Annotated in this window: 20 protein-coding genes; 5 read left to right on the forward strand and 15 right to left on the reverse strand. The window is 72.4% G+C overall.

The annotated features are described in order from the left end of the window. Positions 1 to 82: 82 nt before the first annotated feature. Both ACIO5E_RS31430 and ACIO5E_RS31435 read right to left on the reverse strand, forming a co-directional pair. Positions 83 to 829 (reverse strand): MBL fold metallo-hydrolase, encoded by a 747-nt coding sequence (locus tag ACIO5E_RS31430; protein WP_400674388.1) that lies wholly within the window; start codon positions 827 to 829, stop codon positions 83 to 85. 198 nt (positions 830 to 1,027) lie between these two features. Next, a complete protein-coding gene (locus ACIO5E_RS31435; RefSeq protein WP_400674391.1) occupies positions 1,028 to 1,219 on the reverse strand; it encodes a MerR family transcriptional regulator in 192 nt (63 codons plus the stop codon). A gap of 183 nt (positions 1,220 to 1,402) precedes the next feature. Between ACIO5E_RS31435 and ACIO5E_RS31440 the strand changes: the two genes are divergently transcribed. Beyond that, a complete protein-coding gene (locus tag ACIO5E_RS31440; RefSeq protein ID WP_400674392.1) occupies positions 1,403 to 1,858 on the forward strand; it encodes a type II toxin-antitoxin system PemK/MazF family toxin in 456 nt (151 codons plus the stop codon). A gap of 17 nt (positions 1,859 to 1,875) precedes the next feature. On the opposite strand, the gene ACIO5E_RS31445 is transcribed toward ACIO5E_RS31440, so the two are convergent. From ACIO5E_RS31445 to clpS, 7 genes are all read right to left on the reverse strand, one after another. Beyond that, positions 1,876 to 2,844: a PLP-dependent cysteine synthase family protein gene (locus tag ACIO5E_RS31445; RefSeq protein WP_400674394.1), complete on the reverse strand. Its 969-nt coding sequence runs from the start codon at positions 2,842 to 2,844 to the stop codon at positions 1,876 to 1,878. Between the two features lie 86 nt (positions 2,845 to 2,930). Then, on the reverse strand, positions 2,931 to 3,209 hold the full coding sequence (locus ACIO5E_RS31450) for a MoaD/ThiS family protein (protein WP_196952340.1): 279 nt from the start codon (positions 3,207 to 3,209) through the stop codon (positions 2,931 to 2,933). A gap of 110 nt (positions 3,210 to 3,319) precedes the next feature. Further along, positions 3,320 to 3,439, reverse strand: coding sequence for a putative leader peptide (locus ACIO5E_RS31455; protein ID WP_347878546.1), 120 nt, complete (start codon positions 3,437 to 3,439; stop codon positions 3,320 to 3,322). A gap of 139 nt (positions 3,440 to 3,578) precedes the next feature. Beyond that, the gene (locus ACIO5E_RS31460) at positions 3,579 to 4,010 is read right to left on the reverse strand and encodes a Mov34/MPN/PAD-1 family protein (protein WP_400674398.1); all 432 of its coding nucleotides are present in this window, start codon (positions 4,008 to 4,010) and stop codon (positions 3,579 to 3,581) included. A gap of 112 nt (positions 4,011 to 4,122) precedes the next feature. Then, positions 4,123 to 5,565: an amino acid permease gene (locus ACIO5E_RS31465; RefSeq protein ID WP_400674400.1), complete on the reverse strand. Its 1,443-nt coding sequence runs from the start codon at positions 5,563 to 5,565 to the stop codon at positions 4,123 to 4,125. Positions 5,566 to 5,752: 187 nt separating this feature from the next. Beyond that, on the reverse strand, positions 5,753 to 6,325 hold the full coding sequence (locus ACIO5E_RS31470; protein ID WP_400674403.1) for a DUF2017 domain-containing protein: 573 nt from the start codon (positions 6,323 to 6,325) through the stop codon (positions 5,753 to 5,755). 91 nt (positions 6,326 to 6,416) lie between these two features. Then, the gene (gene clpS, locus ACIO5E_RS31475; protein ID WP_280680041.1) at positions 6,417 to 6,710 is read right to left on the reverse strand and encodes an ATP-dependent Clp protease adapter ClpS; all 294 of its coding nucleotides are present in this window, start codon (positions 6,708 to 6,710) and stop codon (positions 6,417 to 6,419) included. Positions 6,711 to 6,851: 141 nt separating this feature from the next. On the opposite strand from clpS, the gene ACIO5E_RS31480 reads away from it, so the two are divergent. Next, a complete protein-coding gene (locus ACIO5E_RS31480; RefSeq protein WP_400674407.1) occupies positions 6,852 to 8,168 on the forward strand; it encodes a nicotinate phosphoribosyltransferase in 1,317 nt (438 codons plus the stop codon). Positions 8,169 to 8,379: 211 nt separating this feature from the next. Then, a complete protein-coding gene (locus ACIO5E_RS31485; protein WP_400674410.1) occupies positions 8,380 to 8,970 on the forward strand; it encodes an isochorismatase family protein in 591 nt (196 codons plus the stop codon). A 37-nt stretch (positions 8,971 to 9,007) separates the two neighbouring features. Here the strand turns inward: ACIO5E_RS31485 and ACIO5E_RS31490 are convergent, their stop codons facing one another. After that, entirely contained in the window at positions 9,008 to 10,015 is a 1,008-nt protein-coding gene (locus ACIO5E_RS31490; protein ID WP_400674413.1) for a hypothetical protein, read from the reverse strand. Positions 10,016 to 10,271: 256 nt separating this feature from the next. Between ACIO5E_RS31490 and ACIO5E_RS31495 the strand changes: the two genes are divergently transcribed. Then, positions 10,272 to 10,832, forward strand: coding sequence for a hypothetical protein (locus tag ACIO5E_RS31495; RefSeq protein WP_400674416.1), 561 nt, complete (start codon positions 10,272 to 10,274; stop codon positions 10,830 to 10,832). A gap of 113 nt (positions 10,833 to 10,945) precedes the next feature. Here the strand turns inward: ACIO5E_RS31495 and ACIO5E_RS31500 are convergent, their stop codons facing one another. Next, complete coding sequence (locus ACIO5E_RS31500) at positions 10,946 to 12,085, reverse strand: cation diffusion facilitator family transporter (protein ID WP_400674419.1); 1,140 nt, start codon at positions 12,083 to 12,085, stop codon at positions 10,946 to 10,948. Positions 12,086 to 12,388: 303 nt separating this feature from the next. On the opposite strand from ACIO5E_RS31500, the gene ACIO5E_RS31505 reads away from it, so the two are divergent. Next, positions 12,389 to 12,829, forward strand: coding sequence for a hypothetical protein (locus tag ACIO5E_RS31505; RefSeq protein WP_400674421.1), 441 nt, complete (start codon positions 12,389 to 12,391; stop codon positions 12,827 to 12,829). A gap of 5 nt (positions 12,830 to 12,834) precedes the next feature. Here ACIO5E_RS31505 and ACIO5E_RS31510 read toward each other — a convergent pair whose 3' ends face one another. The 4 genes from ACIO5E_RS31510 to ACIO5E_RS31525 all read right to left on the reverse strand — a co-directional run bounded on the left by ACIO5E_RS31510 (position 12,835) and on the right by ACIO5E_RS31525 (position 16,792). Continuing rightward, positions 12,835 to 13,410: a DinB family protein gene (locus tag ACIO5E_RS31510; RefSeq protein WP_400674424.1), complete on the reverse strand. Its 576-nt coding sequence runs from the start codon at positions 13,408 to 13,410 to the stop codon at positions 12,835 to 12,837. Between the two features lie 95 nt (positions 13,411 to 13,505). Further along, positions 13,506 to 14,651 carry a type VII secretion-associated serine protease mycosin gene (mycP, locus tag ACIO5E_RS31515; protein WP_400674425.1) on the reverse strand — a complete coding sequence of 382 codons (1,146 nt, stop codon included), beginning with the start codon at positions 14,649 to 14,651 and terminating at the stop codon, positions 13,506 to 13,508. Positions 14,652 to 14,851: 200 nt separating this feature from the next. Then, positions 14,852 to 16,288: a WXG100 family type VII secretion target gene (locus ACIO5E_RS31520; RefSeq protein WP_400674427.1), complete on the reverse strand. Its 1,437-nt coding sequence runs from the start codon at positions 16,286 to 16,288 to the stop codon at positions 14,852 to 14,854. A 57-nt stretch (positions 16,289 to 16,345) separates the two neighbouring features. Beyond that, positions 16,346 to 16,792: a DUF2563 family protein gene (locus ACIO5E_RS31525; RefSeq protein WP_400674430.1), complete on the reverse strand. Its 447-nt coding sequence runs from the start codon at positions 16,790 to 16,792 to the stop codon at positions 16,346 to 16,348. Positions 16,793 to 16,878 lie beyond the last annotated feature (86 nt).

The following is a 16,878-nucleotide window of genomic DNA, read 5'->3' on the forward strand; positions in this document are numbered from 1 at the left end:
GCCCAGGCCCTGGATTCACCCCAGCCGGGCCGCGTGCACGCCGGCCTGGAAGCGGCTCTCCGCTCCCAGGCCGGCGGTCCGCTCAGATCAGGTACACCGCGCCGGCCCGGGCGACCTCGACGGGGCCGGCGTAGACCGCGGCGGCGTCGCGGCGGTTGTGTTCGGCGTCGGTCCACGGCGGGATGTGGGTGAGGACGAGCCGGCGGACTCGGGCGGCGGCGGCGTGCTCACCGGCCTCCCGGCCGTTGAGGTGGACGGCCTGATAGGTGTCCCGACCGTCGATGTAGGCGGCCTCGCAGAGGAACAGGTCGGCGTCGCGGGCGAGTTCGACGAGTTCGGCGCTCTCACCGGTGTCGCCGGAGTAGACCAGCGCGCGACCGCCGTGTTCGAGCCGGAAGGCGAAGGCGTCGACGGGGTGGTTGACCTGGGCGACCTCGATCCGGAACGGACCGAGGTCGAAGGCGCCGGGGGTGAGGGTGTGGAAGTCGAAGACCTCCTTCATCCCCGGGTTCTCCGGCATGTCGTAGGCGCGGGCGAGCCGTTCGGCGGTGCCGTCCGGGCCGTAGACGGGCATCGGGTCGGGGCAGCCCTCGGCGCGGTAGTTGCGGGCGACCCAGTAGGCGCACAGGTCGATGCAGTGGTCGGCGTGCAGGTGGCTGAGCAGGACGGCGTCGACCTCGTAGAGGCTGACGTACTTCTGCAGGGCGCCGAGGGCGCCGTTGCCGAGGTCGAGCACGACGCGGTAGCCGTCGGCCTCGACGAGGTAGCTGGAGCAGGGGGAGTCGGCGGACGGGAAGCTCCCCGAGCACCCCACCACGGTCAGTTTCATCCGAGCCCCTCCGCCCCGACACGTCCTGGCTGCTGCTGGAAAACGGCAGGCCGGGCCGGTCGACCGGCCAGTAGCACTGCTTCGCGTGTCGAGAGTAAGGGCGGAGCGGCACTTTGCCCCCGTCCCCGTGCCGGGCTGTGGCTGGAATCACCAGAACGCCGGGGCGGGGGCGGGGGCGTCGTTTCGGGTGCCGCCGGGTCAGCGGTGGCGGGGCCGGTTGCGGGCCCAGGCCCTGATCGTGTCGGGGTACCAGCGGGGGTGACCGCTGCCGTCGACGACGTCCGGCTCGGGCAGCAGCCCGTGCCGCCGGTAGTTGCGGACGGTCTCGGCCTGGACGTTGATGTGGCGGGCGATCTCGGCGTAGGACCACAGGTCGGTGCTGCGGCTCACGGGTGACCTCCGGGGGTGTGGGGGCGTTCGCGAGCAGCCTCTCCGGGCATCGGCGGTTACTCCGCCGCAGAACGGACTCTGTGGTCATTCCGTGACGAACCGGGAGCAGGGTGCGGACAAATGCCCAACTGTCACGGTGGTCACGGTGGTGGGGGACGTCGCGGGCCCGGTACGGTCGGCGGCATGACTGGCATCTGGGTGGCCCTGGCGGCGGCGGGCGTCGTCCTGCTGGCCTTCGTCGTGTCGGCGCTGGTCCGGCGGTCCCGGCCGGCCCCGGCGCAGGCACCGTCCGCGCCGCGGCCGCGTCCGGCGAAGGGGCGTCCGGCACCGGCGCCGCAGGAGATCTGGTGGGCGGAGGTGCCGTTCGAGGACGGCCCGGGGGCGAAGGACCGCCCGTGCCTGGTGCTGCGGGTGCACGGCCGCACCGCCACCGTCGCGAAGATCACCAGCAAGCACCACACCGACCGCCCTGGCGTGCTGCCGCTGCCGCCCGGTTCGGTCGGCGACCGCCAGGGCCGGACCAGCTGGCTGGAGACCGACGAGCTGCGTGAGGTGCCGCTGTCGGCGTTCCGCCGCCGGGCCGGCGCGGTGGACGGGCAGATCTGGGCCAGCGCCCGGCGCGCGGCCAAGGCCGGCTAGCGCCGGGCAGGGTGGGGCTAGGCCCAGAGCTGGCCCTGCAGCGCCTCGACGGCTGCCTCGGTGGACTCCGCCGTGTAGATGCCGGTGGACAGGTACTTCCAGCCGCCGTCGGCGACCACGAACACGATGTCCGCGCGCTCCCCGGCCGCCGCGGCCTTGCGGCCGACGCCGATCGCGGCGTGCAGGATGGCCCCGGTCGAGACGCCCGCGAAGATCCCCTCCTGCTGGAGGAGTTCGCGGGTGCGGCGGACGGCGTCCGCGGAGCCGACCGAGAACCGGGTGGTGAGCACCTCGGCGTCGTACAGCTCGGGGACGAAGCCCTCGTCGAGGTTGCGCAGCCCGTACACCAGGTCGTCGTAGCGGGGTTCGGCGGCGACGATCCGCACGCCGGGGACCTTCTCGCGCAGGAAGCGGCCGACGCCCATCAGGGTGCCGGTGGTGCCGAGGCCGGCCACGAAGTGGGTGACGGTCGGCAGGTCGGCGAGGATCTCGGGGCCGGTGGTGGCGTAGTGGGCGCCCGCGTTGTCGGGGTTGCCGTACTGGTAGAGCATGACCCAGTCCGGGTGCTCTGCGGCGATCTCCTTGGCGATCCGGACGGCGGTGTTGGAGCCGCCGGCGGCCGGGGAGGGGATGATCTCGGCGCCCCACATGCGCAGCAGCTCGCGCCGTTCCTCGCTGGTGTTCTCGGGCATCACGCAGACCATCCGGTAGCCCTTGAGCTTGGCGGCCATGGCGAGCGAGATGCCGGTGTTGCCGCTGGTGGGCTCCAGGATGGTGCAGCCGGGGGTGAGCCGGCCGGCGGCCTCGGCGCGCTCGATCATGTGCAGCGCGGGGCGGTCCTTGATGGAGCCGGTGGGGTTGCGGTCCTCCAGCTTGGCCCACAGGGTCACCAGGCCGTCGACGTTGCCGGGGACGGCGGCGGACAGCCGCGGCAGGCGGACCAGCGGGGTGTTGCCGACGGCTTCGAGCGGGCTGTCGTAACGCAAGGGAGGCCTCCGGCGTCGGCGGTGAGGGTGGGGGAAGGGCGCTCCCCCGCCCGCGCCTCGCAACGGGCGGGCGGGGGAGCGGGAGGTCAGCGGGCGCCGCCGGCCACGGCGGGCAGGATGGTGACGCTGTCGCCGTCGGCGAGGGCGGTGGAGATGCCCTCCAGGAAGCGGACGTCCTCGTCGTTCAGGTAGACGTTGACGAAGCGGCGCAGCTCGCCGCCCTCGACCAGGCGGGCGGCGATGCCGGGGTGGCGGGCGTCGAGGTCGGTGAAGAGTTCCCCGAGGTTGCTGCCGGTGCCCTCGACGGCCTTGGCGCCGTCGGTGTAGGTGCGGAGGATGGTCGGGATGCGGACCTCGATGGCCATGGGTGCGCTCCTGTGCGAGTCGTGAGGTGGGTGGGCCGCAACGGGCGCGGCAGTGCGGATGGTCCCGGGGCTCGACGCCGTCGGCGGGCGGCGGGCCCGGGTGGGGCGGCTCAGCGCGAGCGCGCGGGCGTGCCGGGACAGATCGCGCTGGCGAGCCGGCACAGGTCGACGTGCAGGCGCGCCACGAGGCGGGTGCCCGGGGCCTGGTTGCTCACATCGACGGAACGCATGGGCTCATCGTATAGATTCCCCGGCCCGCTCCTCCATGGCCGTCTCGGGATCCGGATGTTCCCGTTTCTCAGGCTGAGACGACACGGGCCCGCCGACCGCTCGACGGCGGTCGACGGGCCGCGCCCAGGTGGGTGCTGGTCAGGCCGGGTAGGCCTCGACGACCTGGACGTCTTCCTCTGTGATCTCGCCGTCCACGATGCGGAACGAGCGGAACTGGTACGGGTCGTTCTCGCCGTTGCCCTCGGCGGTGGAGACCAGGACGTAGTGGGCGAACGGCTCGGAGGCGTAGCTCACGTCGGTGCGCGAGGGGTAGGCCTCGGTGGCGGTGTGCGAGTGGTAGACGATCACCGGCTCCTCGTCGCGGTCGTCCATCTCGCGGTAGAGCTTGAGCAGGTCGCCCGAGTCGAACTCGTAGAAGGTGGGCGAGCGGGCCGCGTTGAGCATCGGGACGAACCGCTCGGGCCGTCCGCTGCCGGCCGGTCCGGCGACCACGCCGCAGGCCTCGTCCGGGTGGTCGGCGCGGGCGTGGGCCACGATCCGGTCGCGGAGTTCTCGGGTGATGGTCAGCATGCGGCCAGGATAGCCACGCCCCGGCGGGTGCCCGCCGGGACGTCCGAGGCCCGGTCACCGGGCGTCCGCCACCTGGGCGCGGAGGGCCGGTGACCGGGCGTCCGCGACCGGTTCAGCCGCCGTTGCGCACGTGCAGGTGGTCGTGCGCGACGGCTTGGGCGGCCTGCGGATTGCGGCGCTTGAGCACCTGGTAGCCGACCACCAGCAGCACGGCCCAGCACGGGAAGACGTACAGCGAGATCCGGCTGCTGGAGTCGAAGGCGATCAGCACCACGACCAGGACGAGGAAGGCGAGCGCGGCCCAACTGGTCCAGACGCCGCCCGGTGCCTTGAAGGTGGGCGGAGGCAGGCGGCCGGACCGCCAGGCCTTCCGGTAGCGGATCTGGCAGATCAGGATCATCGCCCAGGTCCACAGGCCGCAGACGGTGGCGACGGAGGTGATGTACTCGAACGCCTTGGCCGGGACGAGGTAGTTGAGCACCACGCCGGCGCCCATCAGCAGGCAGGAGACGGTGATCGCGAAGGCCGGGGTGCGGCGGGAGTTGAGCCCGGTGAGCCGCCCGGGGGCCTGGCCGCGCAGGGCGAGGTCGCGCAGCATGCGGCCGGTGGAGTACATCCCGGAGTTGCAGGAGGAGAGCGCGGCGGTGAGCACCACGAAGTTGATGATGCCGGCCGCCGCCGGGATGCCGATCTTGCCGAAGGCGGCGACGAACGGGCTGACGCCCGGCTGGAACTCGGTCCACGGCACGAGCGCGAGGATGACCACCAGGGCGCCGATGTAGAACAGCGCGATGCGCCAGGGCAGCGTGTTGATGGCGCGCGGCAGGGTCTTCTCGGGGTTCTCGCTCTCGCCCGCGGTGACGCCGACGAGTTCGACGCCCAGGTAGGCGAACATGACGATCTGCAGGGTCATCACGGTGGCGCCGATGCCCTTGGGGAAGAAGCCGCCGTTCTGCCACAGGTGGGTGATCGACGCGGTGTCACCGGCCTTGCTGAAGCCCAGGGTGAGGACGCCGACGCCGATCAGGATCATGCCGATGATGGCGGTGACCTTGACCATGGAGAACCAGAACTCGATCTCGCCGAACAGCTTCACCGAGATCAGGTTGGCCGCGTAGAGGATCACCAGGAAGGTCAACGCACTGATCCACTGCGGGATGTCGGGCGCCCAGAACCGCACGTACACGGCGGCGGCGGTGGTCTCCGCCATGCCGGTGACGACCCAGAACAGCCAGTACGTCCAGCCGGTCACGTAGCCGGCGAACGGGCCCAGGAACTCCCGCGCGTACTCGGCGAAGCTGCCGGAGACCGGGCGGTAGGTGAGGAGTTCACCGAGGGCCCGCATGATCGCGAAGATCACCACGCCGGCGACGGCGTAGGAGAGGATCAGGCTCGGGCCGGACCTGGAGATCGCGGTGCCCGCACCGAGGAAGAGGCCGGTGCCGATGGCACCGCCGATCGCGATCATCTGAATCTGGCGGCTGCCCAGCCCGCGGTGATAGCCCTCCTCGTCCGGTTTCGGGTCGACCACGTCTTCGTACAGCTGCTCGGCCATGGTGCACCGTCCTGGGTGGGTCTCGTGGGGTGCAGAAGTCGTACCACGCAGGGTCCGGATAGCGGCGTTCATCTGAGCGTTATTTGAGCATGACCTGGTATGGTTTGCCCGATTTAAACGGAAATGCCCCGGCCGCCCGTCCACATACTGGACGAAACGGCCAGGGCTTGCCCGAAAGCGGGCAGGATCAGTCCGCGATCGCCTCCAGCAACGTCTCCTGGAGCGCCCCCAGCCAGACGTACGCCATCACCAGCGGCTTCCGGTCGTCCTCGTCCGGCAGGTCGTAGAGCTCCTCGTCGTCCTCGCTGACCTCCAGCTGGACGCCCAGGACCAGCCGCAGGTCGTTGAGCGCGCCCAGCCAGCGCAGGGAGTCGGCCGGGTCCAGCTTGAGCACCCCGCCCTCGCCGCCGAGCCGGTCGAGCATCCGGACGACGTGCAGCGCGTCCTCGCGCTTGCGGGCCCGCAGATCCACCTCGGTGTAGCGGCGGAACTCGCCCGAGGCGGCCCGGCTCTCCGGGTCCTCCGGCTTGGCCGGGTCGCCGTAGGCGTCCGGGAAGAGCCGCGCGAGCATCGGATTGGTCGGCGCCTCCGTCGGGCCCTCGGCGAACAGCGCGGCCAGCGGATCGCCGCCGTCCCCGCCCGGGCCGGGCCCGATCAGCTGCACCATCCCCACCTCCAGGGAGCGCAGGATGGAGACCTCCAGCTCGTCCAGCGCGATCGCCGCACTGCCGCCGCCGGCACTCTCGAACAACCCAGCCATGTCTATCGGTCAGCCCGTCTTCGTCGTCTCGGGTGGGTACTGGCTCCGCGGGCCCGCGGTCAGTCGCACCCGCGGTCAGTCGTACCCGCGGTCAGTCGTGCTGCAGCGTCGCCCACAGGCCATAGCCGTGCATCGCCTGGACGTCGCGCTCCATCTCCTCACGGGAGCCGCTGGACACCACCGCCCGGCCCTTGGTGTGCACGTCCATCATCAGCTTCCGGGCCTTGTCCTTCGGGTAGCCGAAGTAGGCCTGGAAGACGTACTGGACGTAGCTCATCAGGTTGACCGGGTCGTTGTGCACGATGGTCACCCAGGGCGTGTCCGGCTCCGTCACCGGCAGTCCTTCGACCTCCGGGCGCTCGATCTCCACGGGCGCGACACTCACCGCCGGGTCCTCCTCGCTGCGCAGTCCGTCCACGCCTCTTCAGCCCCATGCTGCCATCCGGGGGACCCCCGGGCGATTCCGGCCCGGGTCCCACCACGAGAAATCGTCACTCTGACGCTAAGTGGTAGTAGCATCATCCGCATGGACGCCACTTCAGTGCACGCGGCCGGTTCGACCGCGCTCCTCACCGACCGCTACGAGCTCACCATGCTGCAGGCCGCCCTGCGCAGCGGGGCCGCGCACCGCCGCTCCGTGTTCGAGGTGTTCACCCGCCGCCTGCCCGACGGCCGCCGCTACGGCGTCATGGCGGGCACCGGCCGAGTGCTCGACGCCGTCGAGAACTTCCGCTTCTCCCCCGCCCAGCTCGACTGGCTGGCGGGCCAGGGCGTGGTCGACGACGACACCCTGCGCTACCTCGCCGACTACCGCTTCGGCGGTGACATCCACGGCTACCCCGAGGGCGAGGTCTACTTCCCCGGCTCGCCGCTGCTCACCGTCGAGGGCAGCTTCGCCGAGGCGGTGATCCTGGAGACGGTGATCCTGTCGATCCTCAACCACGACTCGGCGATCGCGGCCGCCGCCTCCCGGATGACCGCCGCCGCCGGCGGCCGCCCGGTGATCGAGATGGGCGCCCGGCGCGCCCACGAGCACGCCGCCGTCGCCGCCGCCCGGGCCGCGTACGTGGCCGGCTTCGCCGCCACCTCCGACCTGGAGGCCGGCTTCACCCACGGCATCCCCACCACCGGCACCGCCGCGCACGCCTTCACCCTGGTCCACGACAGCGAGCGGGACGCCTTCCGCGCGCAGATCGCCTCCATGGGCAAGGGCACCACGCTGCTGGTCGACACCTTCGACCTGCGCGAGGCCGTCCGCACCGCCGTCGAGGTGGCCGGCTCCGAACTGGGCGCCGTCCGGATCGACTCCGGCGATCTCACCCTGCTGGCCCACCGGGTCCGCCGCCAGCTGGACGAGCTCGGCGCCGAGCAGACCCGGATCATCGTCACCTCCGACCTCGACGAGTACGCCATCGCCGCGCTCGCCGCCGCCCCGGTGGACGGCTACGGCGTCGGCACCAGCCTGGTCACCGGCAGCGGCCACCCGACCTGCGCGATGGTCTACAAGCTGGTCGCCCGCACCGAGGCCGAGGACGGGCCGCTGGTGCCGGTGGCCAAGCGCGCGGCCGGCGGCAAGAGCAGCATCGGCGGCCGCAAGTGGGCCGCCCGCCGGCCCGACGCCGACGGCGTCGCCGAGGCCGAGGTGGTCGGCACCGGGGCGGTCCCCGCCGCCCTGGAACCCCACCTGATGCAGGTGCCGCTGGTGCGGGCCGGCCGGATCGTCGGCCGCGAACCGCTCACCGCCGCCCGCGAACGGCACATCCGGGCCCGGGCCGCGCTGCCGCTGTCGGCCACCCAGCTCTCCAAGGGCGACCCGGTCCTGCCGACCGAACTCCTCCTCTGACCCGGCCCCGGGCGACCGACGCGACCCGGCGGACGGCCCCGGGGCCCGCCCCAGGCCTTCCGCCCCCGCGCGCCACTCCCTAAAGTCAGCCGTAGAGTTCCCCTGGAGCTCCCCGAGAACCCCCGAGCCCCGCAGCGGGCCGAGCACTCCCGAGGGCTCCCCCACCCGGGGCCGCCACCGTCGCCGCCCCCCACATCCGAGGATGCGAGCCATGCACCGGGCACTGATCGTCGTCGACGTGCAGAACGACTTCTGCGAGGGCGGCAGCCTGGCCGTCGCCGGCGGCGCCGAGGTGGCCGCCGCCATCACCGACCTGATCGCCGAGTCCCCCCCCGGTTACCAGCACATCCTCGCCACCCGCGACCACCACATCGACCCGGGCGACCACTTCTCCGACGAGCCCGACTACGTCAACAGCTGGCCGGTGCACTGTGTCGCCGGCACCGAGGGCGTGGGCTTCCACCCCAACTTCGCCCCGGCCGTCATCTCCGGCGCGGTCGAGGCGGTCTTCGACAAGGGCGCCTACTCGGCGGCGTACAGCGGCTTCGAGGGGCTGGACGAGAACAACCGCGGCCCGGTGGACTGGCTGCGCGAACGGCAGGTCGACGAGATCGACGTGGTCGGCCTCGCCACCGACCACTGCGTCCGGGCCACCGCCCTGGACGCCGCCCGGGCCGGCTTCACCACCCGCATCCTGCTCGACCTCACCGCCGGCGTCGCGCCGGAGACCACCGCCGCCGCGCTGGCCGAACTGCGGGCCGCCGGGGTCGAGTTGGTCGGCACCCCGGTGGTGCGGGGCTAGGGTGGTGCGGGGCTAGGACCCTGCGGGGGGGCGGACTCTAATCGACCATCAGCTCCACCACGTCCGTACCACCCACCCGGTAGGCCTCGCGGAGTTCGGCGCCGACCGCGTCCCGGTCGGCCACGAGCCGGGCGCCGCAGACGTACACCACCCGGATCCCCAGGTACTCCATCCGGTGCTGGCCGCCGCGCACCCAGGCGGCCTCGCCCTCGCTGACGCAGCGCAGGTCCGAGTCCACCTCCAACGCGACGCCCCGCTCCGGCCAGTAGAGGTCCGGGACGGCGATGAACGTGCCGCCGCGCATCCGCAGTTCGGGGCCGGCCAGCGGGACGGGCAGCAGGCACTCGTCCACCAGCTCGCCGACCCGGTCCAGGACGAAGTCCCGTTCGCCGGCCAGCAGTTCGTCCAGCGCGGCGCGCACCCGGGGCTCGCCGGTCAGCCCGGACTCGGCCAGCTCGGCCGCCAACTCCCGCACCGTGCACCGGCTGTCGGGCCGGGAGACGGCCTCCCGCAGCACCTCCCGCACCGGCACCGGGACGCCGGCCCCCTCCTCCGCCCACTCGCACAGCGCGTCCGCGACCGCCCGGGCGACCGGCGCGCAGGCCAGGCCGTGCACCGACCGGGCCACCAACTCCCGTTCGGTGCGCCGGATCCGCACCTCACCGGCGTCCTTCAGCCGACGCTGGCGGGGCACCAGGACGTCCACCCCGGTCACCGCGGGCAGCCGCGGCACCGCGGCGAAGCCGTACAGCGCGAGCGCGGCCGCACCGGTGATCACCGCCCCCTCGCGGCGGCCCTCCTCGCGGCCGTTCTGCGCCGCGTACAGCAGTGCGGCCCACATCCGTTGCTCCGGGGTCGGCCCGTCGGACTGCAGCAGGTAGACCCGGGGCAGCAGCCGCCGCCAGGGCCCGCCGCGACGGCAGTGCTCGGTGATGACCCGGGCCGGCACACCACGGGCGCGCAACTGGCTCGCAGTGACGACGTTCTGTTGACGCTTCGCCAGCTCCTCCAGGGACGGTGGCGGCGTGGGAATCCGGTAGCTCATGCCGACACCATCCCCAACCGCCGCGACCCGCCACCGGCCACCTGACGCACTGTTACCCAACCGTCGCGAAACCGGGATCAGCCTGCACTAAAGTCCTCATACCCTCACCCATTCGGAGTAATTGACGGTCGTCGGGTTGTCATATCTGATCGAAAACGATCGCCCGCCAGGCCGCCTGACCCAGAGTGACCAAGGGCATACGCCGAGGGACCCTCCGCGCGTCAATCCCGCCCCTGGAATTGCCTAGGCTTACGTCATGTCACGTGACGAGACCGCCGGCCTCCGCGCGGCCCAGCTCCGCCTCGGCCGTCTGCCCGGATACGTCCGCCGCCCGGACCCGGCCCGCCGCGGCGGCGAACAGGGCCATACGTACAAGAAGGGCTGGGAGGTCCGCTTCACCGCCCGCAGCGAGGCCGAGATAGCCGAAATCCGCGACCTCGTGGTCGCCGCCGGGTTCGCCCCGGCCAGACCGTTCTTCAAGGGCCACCAGCTCATCCAGCCGGTCTACGGCATGGCCGCCGTCCAGGCCTACCTGGCCGCGAGACAGGCGGCCGAGGAACACGCCGCCCGCACCGCGCTCGGCCGCCGACGACGCGCGCCCGGCGGGCACTCCGCCAGTGGGCACCCGACCGGAGGCGGGCACCGGTGCGAGCGGGAGGAGGCCGCCGCCGGGGCCACCGCAGCGGCTTCGGCCGCAGCCGCCACCGCCGCCCAACTGGCCCGGCGGCGGGCCATCGAGTCCTTCCCCGCCCAGGTCGAGCGAGGCAACGCCGTCGACGACCGGATCTCCCCGACGGAGGCCCGCCCCACGTCCTGACGCCGGACCGCCCCAGCCGCGCCCCGGTCCTCGGACTTCGACCCTCGGACTTCGGGCCTCGGCTTCGATCCTCGGCTTCGATCCTTGGGTTTCGACCCTCGGTCCGGACGGCCTCAGGCCGCCGGGGCGTGGTCGATGTGCACGGTGGCGGCCAGCAGGCGCGGGACCGCCCGGATCAGCGCCTGCTCCGCCGCCTCCGCCACCCTGTGCGCCGCCACCACGGTGAGCGCACCGTCCACCACCACGTCCGCCTCGGCGCGCAGCGAGTGCCCGATCCACCGCATCCGCAGCGCGCCCACCCCGCGCACGCCGTCCACCCCGCGCAGCGCTCCCTCGGCGGCGTCCACCAGGGCCGGATCCACCCCGTCCATCAGCCGTCGACCGACCTCGCGCACCGAGCTCCGCAGCACCACCAGGATCGCCGCCGTGATCAGCAGGCCGACCAGCGGATCCGCCCACGGCAGGCCCAGCCCGACCCCGGCCGCGCCGACCAGCACCGCCAGCGAGGTCAGGCCGTCGGTGCGGGCGTGCACCCCGTCCGCGACCAGCGCCGCCGAACCGATCCGGCGGCCAGTGCGGATCCGGTAACGGGCCACCCACTCGTTGCCGAGGCAGCCGACCAGCGCGGCCGCCGCCACCGCCGCCAGGTGGTCCACCGGCCGGGGGTGCAGCAGCCGGTCCACCGCCGCCAGGGCGGTGAAGACCGCCGACGCGGCGACGGCGAGCACGATCGCCACTCCCGCCAGGTCCTCCGCCCGCCCGTAGCCGTACGTGTAGCGGCGGTTGGCGGCCCGGCGGCCGAGCAGGAAGGCGATCCCCAGCGGGACGGCGGTCAGCGCGTCCGCGAGGTTGTGCACGGTGTCGCCGAGCAGGGCCACCGAGCCGGAGAGGGCCACGATGGCCCCTTGGAGCAGCGCGGTGGCGCCGAGCACCACGAGCGAGATCCAGAGGGTGCGCAGCCCCTCTGCGGAGGCCTCCATGGCGGCGTCCACCCGGTCCGCGGCATCGTGCGAGTGCGGACGCAGGACGTGGGCGAGACGGTGCCGCAGGGCGGCCGTACGAGAGCGCCCGGGCCCGTGCCGGTGGGCGTGGTCGCGGGTGTGGTCGTGGGCGTGGTCGTGGTCATGGGTGTGATCGTGGCCGTGGTCATGGTCGTGATCGTTCGCGTGATCGTGGTCGCGATCGTGGGTGTGGTTGCGCGGGTGGTTGTGCGCGCGCGGCTTCGCGCCGTGGGCGTGGACGTCAGCCTCCATAAAGCCTACGGTTGCACATCAACCGACTTGCGGCTATGGCCGTCCTACATGCTCTGACCAGCTGCGACATGCTCGCAACTACGCCACCCACGCCACTGCGCCACCCTCCCCCGCCGATCTCCCGCCCGGCCGCCCCGCCACCGCTCCACCGCCGCGCTCCACCGGTCGACACCGGAACCGGCCGAGCGGCGGCGGGTTCCGGGCATTCAATCCGATTGGTCACCCAGCGCACCGAGGGCATACCGTAGAGTGAGCACAGATGATCGACCGTCAGAAGCCCATCTCCCTTTCCGAGAAGCCGAGATGACCAACCGTCACGCGACTTCCGCCGAGCCACCCCCGGGGCCCGGCGAACCGGAGGACGTACCACTGGAGTTCGCCGCCTTCTGCGAACTCCACCGCCCCCGGTACCTCAGCTACGCCCGGGTGTGGCTGACCGAGCACAGCGCCGCGGCCGCCGCCGTCCAACAGGCGTTCGCCGAAATCGCCGTCCAATGGCGCGAGTTACTGGGCAGCTCCAACCCCACCGCGCAGGCCTGGCAGATCCTGCGCGGCACCGTCGCCGACCACACCCGGCAGGTGCCCGCGACCCCGGACCACCACCCGGCCGACGACGACCTGGCGATCCTGCACTACGTGGTCGGCCTCGCCGCCCCCGAGATCGCCGACGTCATCGGCACCGACACCGCCAGCGTGGCCGGCCGGCTCCGGCGCACCATGCTGCGCGAGGCCTCCGGCTGGTGAGCCCCTCAGACCCGCTCGCCGGTCACGTCGAACAGGTGGTGCACCGGGTCGTGGATCAGATAGCGGGCAAACGACTCCACGGTGAACCGCGCCCCGTCGCTGCGGTCCCCGGTCCGCCCCCACTGCTCGCCCGCAACCCGCCCGAAGGCCGCGGCCAAGGTCTCCGCGGCCTCCGCCAGCTCCCCGGCCACCACCTCCGGAGCCTGCTCCCCGTAGCGCTCGGCGAGCGCCGTCTCGTCCTGATCCCAGTTCGGGAACAGCGGGCCGTCCTCGTCGAGCATCAGGTTCAACCGGACGTGGAACAGCCGGAACACGTCCCGGACGTGGCACGCGTACTCCAGCCCCGACCAGACGCCCGGCGCCGGACGCCGCCGCAGCCCCGCCCCGTCGCCTGCCAGCAGGGCCAGCCAGGCCTGCGCATTGGCGCGGACCATCCCCGCGACGTCCTCCCGGACCACCGCCGGGGTGTCCAGCCCGCAGTCCGGGCACGGGCGTTCCAGCACCCAGGTCCAGTCCTTGCCGTCCGGGACGATCACGTCCGCCGGGTCCACACCGCGCTCGCCGCGCTCAGAAGTACTCATGGCCCCAGCATGGCCACCGTGCCGCCCACCCCACCAGCAGCAGGGACGCCAATCGCCGCCAAGATGCTGCCAGTCCGGCCCTGGCGCCTCGGTCCTCACTGATACGGATACGACCCCGGGCCTGGCCCGCCTCCCGCAGCCGCCCGCCTGCGCCGCCGCGCCCGCACCACCAACACCACCACCAGCACCACCCCGCCGACCAGCGCCCCCCACAACGCCAGCCCCAGCGCCACCCCGACCCCGAACCACCCACCGCGGTCGGCCTGCGCGTCGGGCACGACGGCCTGCTCACCGGGCTGCTCCGTCGCCTCCTCCGTCGCCGCCCCCGGCGGAGTCCCCTGCGACTCCCTCCGCCCCACCAACGGATTCTCCCGAGGCCCGCTGTCCACGGCCGGATTCGCCTCCAACGCCTTCGCCGGCGCGAGGATCCCGTAGCCGTACTTGTCACCGGGCACCGCCGACCCGTCGGCCGGCGCGGCAGCGGACTTGATCATCCGGTTGATCACCTGCCCGGCGGAGAGCGCCGGGTACTTGGCCCGGATGAGCGCGGCGGTCGCGGAGACGTAGGCGGTCGCGTCCGAGGTGCCGTTACCGATCCCGTAGCTGGACGAGGACTTGGCCGTGGCCTGGTAGATCTCGACACCGGGCGCGGCGAGTGTGGTCTCGGCGCCTGGCGTCGAACGATCCCAGGCACTTCCGGTCGAATCCACCGCTGCCACCGCCACCACTCCGGGGAAGGCCGCCGGGTACTGGACACCACTCAGGCTGTCACCGCTGTTGCCGGTGGCGGCGACCAGCACGACGTCCTTGGAGACCGCGTAGTCGACGGCTTCCCGTGCCGGGGAGTCGAACCGCGACGTCCCCCCGAGCGACATGTTGACGACCTTCGCCCCGTGGTCCACGGCAAACCGGATCGCCTCGGCGAGTCCGTTCTGCTGGAGGCCCGGATTCTCGCCGTCCGTCCGCACCTTCACCGGCAGGATCTTCGCCTTCGGGGCCAAGCCCATGACCCCCGCCTGTGGACCGTGTCCATGCCCCGCGATCAGGCTCGCCATCGCGGTGCCGTGGCCGTCGCCATCGACACGACCGTCCGTGTTCGCACCGGAGAAGTCGCCCCCCGGAAGCACCTGCCCGGTCAGGTCCTGATGGTCCTGGTCGACGCCACTGTCGACCAGGCCGACGATCACACCCTCGCCCTGGCTGACAGCCCAGACCTTCGTCTCGGCCTCGAAGGTCTTCAAGGCCCACTGCTTGTCCCTGATCTGATCCGCAGACGCCGTCGGTGCCGCGACCCCCCAGATCAATGCCCCGGCGGCAAGGGCCGCGGTACCACGCGCCAACCGGTGGCTCATCAAGCCTGGTCACCCCACTCAGTACGGCGTCCCGCAGATCACCGGCTTGCGGGACGCGATCAGATCACCCATCCGTTTCAGGACCGGGCTCATTCCACCACGTTCGGATTCGCCGGCTTGTCCGACGCCCACGTCTCCTCGTCCTCGACGAGGTAGTCGGGCCGCCGACCACCCTTCTCCCGATCCTTCTTGTGCCGTTGCGCACCGGTGAGCGGTATGCCGGGGGTCATGCCACCCGAGCCGCCCGCACCGGGTTCACCCCTCAGCCGGTTCCGGGCACCCAGACCGGAACCACCTTCCGTGAAAGCCTGCTTGCCGCGAACTCCCTCGACCGGCCGCGCGGTCTCACCTAAAGCCCCACCAGCTCGCCCCGAAGGCCCACCCACCGGCCGGGCTCCGGAAGCACCACGGCCCCCGGCTCCGAGGCCCGGGTACGGTCCACTGGATCCGACAGCTCGGCCGCCACCCGATCCGGAACCACCCGTCGGATTCACGCCATCCGAGAGCGCCCGACCACCGGGGCCGGCCTTCGCCTGGCCGATACCGGGCCCAACCGGCGAAGCGACCACCGTCGGGCCTGCGGGGGTGGTGCTCCCCTGCCCGCCACTGCTCTCCAGGGGACCGCCCACAGGGCTTCCGGGCGACACAACGCCCGCTCCGGACGTCTGGGTCCCGGGAGTGGCGGGACCGACCGTCGTCCCGCCCGGGAGGGCCACCGGTGTGCCGGCCACGCCGGCGCCCTGGTTCGCCGAACCCTGCGGCCTCGGCGGGGGCTGCGCCGTGCCGCCCTTGATTCCCGAATCGGTCGGCACCGGTGTGCTCCTCGACATGGAGCGGGCCGCCGTCGTCGTCGATCCGGAGGACTTCGGGCTCTGCGACGACGGGTTGCTCGTCACACGCCCCGATGTTCCCGCGACTCCGAACGAGGTACCTGACATCATCGCGCTCGCCACCGCCGCCGACCCGATCGGGTCGTCCTGCGGTGGCACGTCACGTTTCTCACCCAAGTTCGCCAGCGGCTGCAGGCTCTGCGGCGGCTTCAGGGCCGGGGTGGCGATGCGGTAGTGCATGGCGAGGGTCTGCATGACGGTGGCGGCTTCGGCCTTTCGGCGGTCGGCGACGGGGATGTGGTCGTCGTCGCCACCGAAGACGGAGGAGACGCCGTCGCCGACGGTGTCCTTGACCTCTTCCCAGGTGCTGGGTTCCTCGGGCATGTCGCGTTTGGCCTTGGCGATGGCCTCGGACATGGCGTGGAGGGTGTTGGCCGCGTCGTTGGCGTAGGAGGCGGCGTTGTTGATGTCGGCGGCGAGGTGGAGCATGCGGGTGTGGAAGGCGTCGCTGGTGGTGCCTTCCCAGGTGACGGCGGCTTCGGTGCTGGCGCGGGTGAGGGTGGTGCGGATGGCCTTGAGGGTTTCGGCGGCGCGGCGCCAGGGGTCGCCGGCGGCCATGACCTCACCGGGGTTGAGGGCTTCGGCCATCGCGCGGAGTTGGGCGTGGCTGTATCGGGTGAAGTCGGTGTAGGCCACGGGTGGTTCGCCTCCGTTCGGGCTCGGCCGGCGGTCGCCGGGGGTTGACGACGGGCGCTACCGGGCGGATGGGCCGCCGTCGCGGGTGGGCGGGGCGACGGTGTGCTCGTAGGCGGCCTTGCTGCTTGCGGAGGGGTTGGCGATGGACCAGCCGTCGTCGCCGAGTTTGAGCTTCTTCGCGGTGCGCTGGTCGTGTTCCTCGTAGTTGGTGGCGGTGAGTTCGGCGTTCTTCTGGGCGTCGTCGACGGCCTGTTGGAGTTGGTTGAGCACGTCGCGCAGGCCGTCGCGCATGGTGTTGTAGCGGTTGTGGATCTCGGCGGCCTCGGCGAAGGTGCCGAAGGCGGTCTTGGCGACGCCGCTGCGCCCGTGGGTGTCGGTGCCGTCGGCGTGGTGCTGGAATTCGGCGAGCATGAGCCGGACCTGGGCGGCGAAGGCGCGGAGTTGTTCGACCTCGACGCGGTAGCCCTGGCCGCCTCCGCCGGTCGTGCCGGTCCCTGTTGCCACGTCGGCGCCTCCCCCGTGCGTCCGCGAGTCGCTGCCAGGGGTCGGGCCCCGGTGTCCATGTCTAACACACCGGGCCCGAATCCCGC

This window comes from Kitasatospora sp. NPDC087314, from assembly GCF_044744365.1.
Taxonomy (GTDB): domain Bacteria; phylum Actinomycetota; class Actinomycetes; order Streptomycetales; family Streptomycetaceae; genus Kitasatospora.

What these genes read in the sequence shown, in the direction of transcription:
- ACIO5E_RS31495 (WP_400674416.1), top strand. Translation starts at nt 10,272, where the DNA reads ATGTCACGTGACGAGACCGCCGGCCTCCGCGCGGCCCAGCTCCGCCTC.
- ACIO5E_RS31490 (WP_400674413.1), bottom strand. Translation starts at nt 10,015, where the DNA reads ATGAGCTACCGGATTCCCACGCCGCCACCGTCCCTGGAGGAGCTGGCG.
- ACIO5E_RS31430 (WP_400674388.1), bottom strand. Translation starts at nt 829, where the DNA reads ATGAAACTGACCGTGGTGGGGTGCTCGGGGAGCTTCCCGTCCGCCGAC.
- ACIO5E_RS31460 (WP_400674398.1), bottom strand. Translation starts at nt 4,010, where the DNA reads ATGCTGACCATCACCCGAGAACTCCGCGACCGGATCGTGGCCCACGCC.
- ACIO5E_RS31500 (WP_400674419.1), bottom strand. Translation starts at nt 12,085, where the DNA reads ATGGAGGCTGACGTCCACGCCCACGGCGCGAAGCCGCGCGCGCACAAC.
- ACIO5E_RS31440 (WP_400674392.1), top strand. Translation starts at nt 1,403, where the DNA reads ATGACTGGCATCTGGGTGGCCCTGGCGGCGGCGGGCGTCGTCCTGCTG.
- ACIO5E_RS31510 (WP_400674424.1), bottom strand. Translation starts at nt 13,410, where the DNA reads ATGAGTACTTCTGAGCGCGGCGAGCGCGGTGTGGACCCGGCGGACGTG.
- ACIO5E_RS31505 (WP_400674421.1), top strand. Translation starts at nt 12,389, where the DNA reads ATGACCAACCGTCACGCGACTTCCGCCGAGCCACCCCCGGGGCCCGGC.
- ACIO5E_RS31455 (WP_347878546.1), bottom strand. Translation starts at nt 3,439, where the DNA reads ATGCGTTCCGTCGATGTGAGCAACCAGGCCCCGGGCACCCGCCTCGTG.
- ACIO5E_RS31470 (WP_400674403.1), bottom strand. Translation starts at nt 6,325, where the DNA reads ATGGCTGGGTTGTTCGAGAGTGCCGGCGGCGGCAGTGCGGCGATCGCG.
- ACIO5E_RS31465 (WP_400674400.1), bottom strand. Translation starts at nt 5,565, where the DNA reads ATGGCCGAGCAGCTGTACGAAGACGTGGTCGACCCGAAACCGGACGAG.
- ACIO5E_RS31450 (WP_196952340.1), bottom strand. Translation starts at nt 3,209, where the DNA reads ATGGCCATCGAGGTCCGCATCCCGACCATCCTCCGCACCTACACCGAC.
- ACIO5E_RS31485 (WP_400674410.1), top strand. Translation starts at nt 8,380, where the DNA reads ATGCACCGGGCACTGATCGTCGTCGACGTGCAGAACGACTTCTGCGAG.
- ACIO5E_RS31480 (WP_400674407.1), top strand. Translation starts at nt 6,852, where the DNA reads ATGGACGCCACTTCAGTGCACGCGGCCGGTTCGACCGCGCTCCTCACC.